This window comes from Caulobacter sp. 17J65-9 (genome assembly GCF_010975005.1).
Taxonomy (GTDB): Bacteria; Pseudomonadota; Alphaproteobacteria; order Caulobacterales; family Caulobacteraceae; genus 17J80-11.
Map to the genome: position 1 here is coordinate 1 of NZ_JAAIVC010000182.1, position 6,955 is coordinate 6,955.

Here is a 6,955-nt window from a genome sequence, read left to right on the forward strand (position 1 = left end):
AAGCGCACCTCCGCCCGCTGGGCCCGCACGCCGTGTTCGACCCGGACCCGCCGGTAGAGCGCGCCGACCCGCCGGCCGCCGGCGGCCAGCGCCGCGTCCACCTTGGCCCGGTGCACGGGGTTCATCAGCTCGATCAGGCGCGCGGTCTCCGCTTCGCCCAGCCAGGTCACCGCGGCGTCCGGCTCCAGCACGGCGCCGAGGTCGAGGTTGCGCCGGGCCGGCGCGTCCAGGCCCCACCAGACCCAGGCCGCCTTCAGCGGGGCGGGCAGGCGCTCGAAGGCCTGCATGACGTTGCGGCCGTGGAAGGCGCCGGGGCGCCCCGTGGGGCAGGGCTCGCGCGTGGCCACCACGAACACGCGGGGACGCGACTGCGGCAGCCACAGGCCGGCGTCGACCTCCAGCGCGCCGAACCGGTAGCCCTCGCGGGCCAGGGCCTCGCACAGGGCCGTGAAGTCCGCGCCCTGGCGCGAGGTCAAAAGGCCGGTGACGTTCTCGATCACCACGGCGCGGGGCGCGCGGCCCTCGCGGCCCAGCTCCTCGACCAGCTTCCAGAAGCCCCAGAAGGCCGACGAACGCCCGCCGTCCAGGCCCGCCCGCGCGCCGGCCAGGCTCAGGTCCTGGCAGGGCGAGGAGGCCCAGGCCAGGTCGGCGCGGCCGGGCAGGTCGGCGGCGCTCAGCGCCCAGACGTCGCCCTGGCGCAGGTCCTCGGCCTCGAAGTTGGCGCGGTAGGCCGCCGCCTTCTTCGGATCGAAGTCGTTGGCGAAGGCGCAGGCCCAGGCCGGCCCGAGGCCCAGCCGGGCCATGCCGCCGCCGGCGAAGAATTCATAGAAGGCGAGGGGGACGCGCGCGCTCATCACGACAGCTTACGCGAGTCGGGGGCGACCCGCCGCCAGCTTGACCCGTTCCGCGGCTGAGGCATGTTGCGCCACATGAAACCTCGGCTGTTGATTTCCTGCCTGCTCGCGGTCGCGGCGCTCGGCGCCTGCTCGCCGGTGAAGCGGGACACGACCGAGAAGGGCGACGTGCTGCCGCCGACCCGCGGCAAGGGCCAGATCGTGCTGGGCGGGGTCGATATGAACGCGCCGCTCAACGTCATCAGCGTCCAGTCGTTCTGGGGCCTGGAGATTCGCCCGGGCGGCATGCGCATGGCCGGGCTGGACCGGCCCGAGCTGTTCGCGCCCAATCCCGGCCCGGTCCTGATGGGGGCCAAGGCGGTCTGGGAGACCACCGCCGACGTCGGCACGCCGCTGAAGGTGGAGATCGTCGCCAAGCCCTGCACCGACGGCCTCAGCTCGCGGGCCTATCCGCTGACGGCCAAGATCAATTTCGCCGGCGACGTCATGAACGGCTGCGCCGGTCCCCGCCAGTTCGTGGTTGAAAGCAGCTGGCGCGGCCGATAGCGGCGCGCCTCTCCAGGGAGGGTGTGTTGAGCGTTCGCGCGTCCATCGCCGGCATCGGCGCCGTTCTGCTGCTCTGCGGCTGCAGCGATCACGAAAGCCCGTCCACGCCGGTCGAGCCGGCTTCCGCTCCGCCCGAAACGGCGGCGCCCGCGCCGGCTCCGGCCGCGGCCGCCCTGGCCGGGGTCGACCTGGGCCAGCCGCTGCGGGCGATCGGCACCGAGCCGTTCTGGGGGCTGGACGTCACGGCGGCCGGCATGGCCCTGACCGGTCCCGACCGTCCGAAGACCGAGGCGCCGTCGCCGAAGCTGACCGCCCAGGCCGCGCAGGCGGTGTTCGCCGGCCGCACCGCCGACGGGCGCGATCTGACCCTGACGCTGACGCCCGGCCCCTGCTCGGACGGCATGAGCGACCGCACCTATCCGCTGACCGCGGTGGTCACGCTCGCCAAGGAGACGCTGAAGGGCTGCGCCGCCTCGACCGCGGCCCTGGCCCGCACGGGCGAAAGCGGCGAGGTGCGCTGAGCTAGGCGGCTAGAGCGCGTTCCGCAAAAGTGGATCCGGTTTTGCGATCGGAACGCGCTCAAGCTTTTGAATTAGAGCCTGTTCCGTTCAGATGATTCCATCTGAACGGAACAGGCTCTAGCGCCCGGCCAGCAGGGCGCCCACGCCCGGCACGCTCTCCAGGGTTTCACGCAGGAGGTCGCGTCCGCTGCGGGCGCGCACCCAGTCCTGGGCGACCGGCATCAGCACCTTCAGGTCGCTGCGCTCGACGCCTTCGCGCTTGAGCCGGTCCAGCATGCCCATGGCGTCGGCCATGGCCGCCCCGGACACGCCGCCGGCGCTCTTCATCAGGCCGCCGAACAGGCCGCCGCCCGACTTCATCTGACCGGCCGGCGAGGTCGCCAGCGCCTCGGCCCCCGGGACGGAGGCGAACAGCAGGTCCAGCTTGTCGCGCGCGGCGTGCTTGCGCAGCAGCCCCAGCGCGCCCGCCAGGGTCGTGCGCACCTGCGCCTCCGACAGGCCGGTCCGGGTCGCGCCCTGGGTGATGAGTTCGTCGATCATTTCGGCCCTTTCGGCTCCAGACCTTAACGCTTCCTGCACCGCGACAGGTCCACGCTCAGGCGTAGTAACCGAGGCTCGTGGACCCATGTGGATCACTATCGCCGTCGCCGTGTTCGGAGCTTTGGTGGGCCTGTGCGTCCACAACCGGGCCGGCGCTCTTTTCATCTCCTGCTCCTCAGTCGCGGTCTCGTACGTCGGCATGGGGTCCCTGACCGAGTCGTCGTCGATCTATCTGAACTCCTCGGCGGCAGGGCGACGGATCGCGGCCGACCTCGACGCCATCGTCGGGGGCGGCCTGGGCGCGCTCTATACGATGATGGCCGCCGCCGGCGCGGCGGCGCTGATCACGGCCATGCTGATGCGCGCCCAGGGCGGCTCGCGCGAGTGGGACCCGGACCGCCCGCGCAAGCGCAAGCGCCGCGCGGCGGGCGCGTCGTCCTCGGACAGCCGCATCGAGCGCATCATCAATGACGGCGGCGTCATCGACAGCCGCATCGACAGCATCCTGAAGCGCTGAACCTGCTGTCGGCACGGCCCGTGCTGTGAGCGAAACGAGTCCGCGCGAGCGGGCCCGTTTCGACACAAGGACGCGCGCCGATGACGGCCGAACACCTGAAGCCCCTGACGTCGTTGCGCTTCCTGGCGGCGCTCTGGGTCGTGCTGTTCCATTATTGGCCGAAGCTGGCCGTCGACTTCACCCCGGGGCTGGTGGCCAAGGGCTATCTGGGGGTCGAGCTGTTCTTCGTGCTGTCGGGCTTCATCCTCTGCCACGTCTATCTGGAGGCGGCGGGCGAGGGACGCTTCAAGTACGGCGGCTTCCTGTGGGCGCGGCTGGCGCGGGTCTATCCGCTGCACCTGGCCACCCTGCTGGGCGTCGGGGCCCTGGCCGGGGCCGCGACCCTGGCCGGCTTCGGCGTGGACGCCAACGTGTTGTCCTGGGACTCGCTGCCGGCCAACCTCCTGATGGTCCACGCCTGGGGCTTCGCCCCGCAGGCCGGCTGGAATCATCCTTCGTGGTCGATCTCGGCCGAGTGGTTCGCCTATCTCTGCTTCCCCGCCTTCGCCTGGGCCGCCTGGCGCCTGCGCACCCGCCCGCAGCTGGCGATGGCCGCCGCCTGGGCCCTGATCGCCCTGCTTTACGCCGGGTTCGAGCGCTTGGCCGGCTTCCCGCTGACCCAGGCGACCATCGCTTGGGGCGCGCTGCGGATCGTGCCCTGCTTCGCCTACGGCTGCGCCGTCTACCTGGCCTGGCGCGCCGGCGCGACCAGCCGTCCCGCGACCGCGACCCTGGTGAGCGCCGCGGCCCTGATCGGTGTCGTGACCTGCGCCGCCCTGCAGATGGCCGACGCCCTGATCGTCGCCTGGTTCGGCATGCTGATTCTCGGCCTAGCGGGGCTCAAGGGGGCCGCGGGCCGCGTCCTGTCGGCCAAGCCCTTCGTCTATCTCGGCGAGGTCAGCTACTCGGTCTACATGGTCTGCGTGCCGTGGAAGCTGCTGGCCGTGAACGGCGCCGCGCGCCTGCTGGGCGTCACCGACGAGCACCTGCCGCTGCCTGTGTGGCTCGCGGTCGTGGCCGCGATTCCGCTGATCGCGATGATCTCCTACCACCTGGTCGAGAAGCCGGCGCGGGCGGCCATGCGCGCCTTCGCCGATCGCCGCCGGGGCGAAGCGGAGGTTCCCGCGCTCGCCTGAAGCGCGACAACGGGTCTTCAACCTTTGCCGGTTATCGGTTAATCCGACTCCGATCCGAGGCGGGGAGACGCCGGAAGAATGCTGAAGAAGTTCGCGGGAGCCGTAGCTGCGGCCGCCGTCGTGCTGGGCACGGCCGGCGTGGGGACGGCGCACGCCGATCCTTACTGGCAGTGCGTGACCTTCGCGCGGATGTTCTCCGGCATCCAGATCTTCGGCGACGCCTGGACCTGGTGGACGCAGGCGACCTCCGCCCACTACGCCACCGGAATCACCCCGCAGGCCGGCGCGGTGCTGGTCTTCCAGCCCTACGGCAAGATGACCCGCGGGCACGTGGCCGTGGTCAGCCAGGTGCTGACCGACCGGATCGTGCAGGTCACCCACGCCAACTGGGGCGGCAGCCGCGGCAAGGTCGAAGAGAACGTCACCATGGTGGACGTCTCCGAGAAGGGCGACTGGTCGAAGGTGAAGGTCTGGTACGACCCGACCGGCGATCTCGGCTCGACCGTCTATCCGACCTACGGCTTCATCTATCAGTCGGCCAAGGACGCCGCCGCCCAGGTGATGGCCCAGGTTTCCGGCCAGGGCTCCAGCCCGTCGGGCAAGGACGCCGCCAAGTCGGTCGCCAAGGAAGACGCGGTCAAGGCGGCTCTGGGCAAGCCGGCCGCCAAGGACGACGCGGTCAAGGCGGCCAAGGCCGGCTCCTGATCCGCCGATAGGCGGATCGCGCTTCTCGCCACCAATCCGACGCTCGGACGTTCTCTGCGGGTCCGAAAGTACGCGTATGAAGGCGTCCGCCCTGATCGTCCTGGGCGTGCTCGCGGCGGCCTCCTGCGCCGCCCCGCCGCCCCCGCCCCTCATTCCCCGATCCGTCCCGCCGCCCGCCCGCGCCCAGCCGCCGCCGGCCGCTGAGCCGCGTACGCGCAGCTGGTGGGAGTGCGTCCCCTATGCGCGCCAGAAGTCCGGCATCCAGCTGCGCGGCGAGGCCTGGACCTGGTGGTCGCAGGCGAAGGCCAGGTACCAGCGCGGGCCCGAGCCGCGATCCGGGGCAGTCCTGGTGTTCCAGCCGTTCAAGGGCGCGCGCCTGGGGCACGTGGCGGTGGTCACCCAGGTGCTGACCGACCGCATCGTGCTGGTCAGCCACGCCAACTGGGGCGGCAGCCGAGGCAAGATCGAGGAGGGCGTGACCATGGTCGACGTCTCTCCGACCGGAGACTGGAGCCGGGTGAAGGTCTGGTACAAGCCGGCGGGGAACCTGGGCGGGACCGTTTACCCCACCTACGGCTTCATCTATCCAACTCCCGTCCGCAGCGTCGAGACCGGGGTTCCGCATGTTGAAAGTGGTTCGGGCGGGCGTGCCGGAGCCCGTCCTGGTGGATCCGACGACCGAAGGCTGGACCCTGCCGGCTGACGTCGTCTGGCTGGATCTCTTCGCCCCGACCGCGGAGGAGGACGTCGCGCTCGAAGGGGCGCTGGGCGTGCCCCTGCCGACCCGCGAGGACATGGCCGAGATCGAGGCCTCCAGCCGCGCCTATCTGGACGAGGGCGCGACCTACATGACCGCGACCGTGCTCTACAACGTCGACGCCGAAGTGCCGGCCTCGGGCCCGATCACCTTCGTGCTGACCGGCGGGCGGCTGGTGACCATCCGCTATTTCGAGCCGCGCTCGTTCAAGACCTTCGTCGCCAATCTCGAGCGGCAGACCGAGCCCTGCCGGTCGGGCGTGGAGACCTTCGTCGGCCTGTTCGAGGCCATCGTCGACCGCACCGCCGATAATCTGGAGCGCACCTCGGCCGAGGTGGAGGACATCTCGCGCACCGTCTTCGCGCGTCGCAAGCCGACCAGCTTCGAGCAGATCCTGACCCGGCTGGGCCGCAACCAGAACGCCAACGCCAAGGTGCACGACAGCCTGGCGACGCTGGCCCGCATGGCCAGCTTCGCGGCCCTGTCCGCCGACATCGAGAAGAACGCCGAGGCCCGCCACCGCCTGAAGACGGCGGCGCGGGACGTGCAGTCGCTGATCGAGCACTCGGCCTATCTGGCCGGCAACATCACCTTCCTGCTCGACGCGGCGCTGGGCATGATCAACATCGAGCAGAACGCCATCATCAAGATCTTCTCGGTGGCGGCCGTGGCCTTCCTGCCGCCGACCCTGATCGCCTCGATCTACGGCATGAACTTCGAGCACATGCCCGAGCTGCACTCGGCGGCGGCCTATCCGACGGTGCTCGTCCTGATGGTCGTGTCGGCGGTGGCGCCGCTGTGGTGGTTCCACCGCAAAGGTTGGCTCTGAGCCGATTTACCCGACCGGCGAAGCGGCCCACAGTCCGCGCGCTTTTCGGTGGAGGTCGGCGTGAGCGGGGCGATCGAGGTCTGGCGCGGCGGAGTCGACGCCTGGGAATGCGACGAGATGGGGCACCTGAACGTGCGCTTCTATCTCGCCCGCGCCTATGAGGGCCTGGCCGCCCTGGCCGCGGCGCTGGGCATGCCCGACGCCTTCTCGCCCCACGCCGAAGCCACCCTGCTGATCCGCGAACACCACGTCCGCTTCCTGCGCGAGGCCCAGGTCGGCGCGCCCCTGCACATGACCGCGGGCGTGCTGGAGCTGGGCGAGAGCGACCTCGTCGCCGTCCAGATCCTCACCCACAGCCTGACCGGCCAGCCCTGCGCCGCCATCACCACCCGCGCGATCCACGTCACCGCCGCCGAAGGGCGCGCCTTCCCCTGGTCGGGGCGGGTGCGCGCCGCGGCGGACGGCCTGCGCGTGACGCGCCCGGCCGAGGCCGAGCCCCGCGGTGTGGGAC

General features: G+C 71.2%; 10 protein-coding genes. 8 read left to right on the forward strand and 2 right to left on the reverse strand.

Translation table 11 applies throughout. The features are described 5' to 3' along the window. On the reverse strand, window positions 1-854 hold an 854-nt coding region (locus G3573_RS18695), incomplete at its 3' end, for a DNA cytosine methyltransferase (protein WP_163263197.1). A 63-nt stretch (window positions 855-917) separates the two neighbouring features. Here G3573_RS18695 and G3573_RS18700 point away from each other — a divergent pair. Together G3573_RS18700 and G3573_RS18705 are read left to right on the forward strand one after the other, a co-directional pair. Beyond that, window positions 918-1,400, forward strand: coding sequence for a hypothetical protein (locus G3573_RS18700; protein WP_163263198.1), 483 nt, complete (start codon window positions 918-920; stop codon window positions 1,398-1,400). Window positions 1,401-1,426: 26 nt separating this feature from the next. Further along, on the forward strand, window positions 1,427-1,921 hold the full coding sequence (locus tag G3573_RS18705; protein ID WP_163263199.1) for a hypothetical protein: 495 nt from the start codon (window positions 1,427-1,429) through the stop codon (window positions 1,919-1,921). A 117-nt stretch (window positions 1,922-2,038) separates the two neighbouring features. Here G3573_RS18705 and G3573_RS18710 read toward each other — a convergent pair whose 3' ends face one another. Further along, window positions 2,039-2,461: a hypothetical protein gene (locus G3573_RS18710; protein WP_240454798.1), complete on the reverse strand. Its 423-nt coding sequence runs from the start codon at window positions 2,459-2,461 to the stop codon at window positions 2,039-2,041. 85 nt (window positions 2,462-2,546) lie between these two features. On the opposite strand from G3573_RS18710, the gene G3573_RS18715 reads away from it, so the two are divergent. The 6 genes from G3573_RS18715 to G3573_RS18740 form a co-directional block, all read left to right on the forward strand. After that, the gene (locus G3573_RS18715) at window positions 2,547-2,978 is read left to right on the forward strand and encodes a hypothetical protein (protein ID WP_163263201.1); all 432 of its coding nucleotides are present in this window, start codon (window positions 2,547-2,549) and stop codon (window positions 2,976-2,978) included. A gap of 80 nt (window positions 2,979-3,058) precedes the next feature. Next, complete coding sequence (locus G3573_RS18720; protein WP_163263202.1) at window positions 3,059-4,153, forward strand: acyltransferase; 1,095 nt, start codon at window positions 3,059-3,061, stop codon at window positions 4,151-4,153. Between the two features lie 78 nt (window positions 4,154-4,231). Continuing rightward, a complete protein-coding gene (locus tag G3573_RS18725; protein WP_163263203.1) occupies window positions 4,232-4,858 on the forward strand; it encodes a CHAP domain-containing protein in 627 nt (208 codons plus the stop codon). A 76-nt stretch (window positions 4,859-4,934) separates the two neighbouring features. Next, window positions 4,935-5,561 carry a CHAP domain-containing protein gene (locus G3573_RS18730; protein ID WP_163263204.1) on the forward strand — a complete coding sequence of 209 codons (627 nt, stop codon included), beginning with the start codon at window positions 4,935-4,937 and terminating at the stop codon, window positions 5,559-5,561. Continuing rightward, window positions 5,482-6,444, forward strand: a complete 963-nt coding sequence (locus G3573_RS18735) for a magnesium transporter CorA family protein (RefSeq protein ID WP_163263205.1) — start codon at window positions 5,482-5,484, stop codon at window positions 6,442-6,444. Before G3573_RS18730 ends, G3573_RS18735 begins: the two co-directional genes overlap by 80 nt. Window positions 6,445-6,504: 60 nt before the next feature. Then, window positions 6,505-6,955, forward strand: a 451-nt coding sequence (locus G3573_RS18740; protein ID WP_346427418.1) for a thioesterase family protein, incomplete at its 3' end; no start/stop codon positions are given.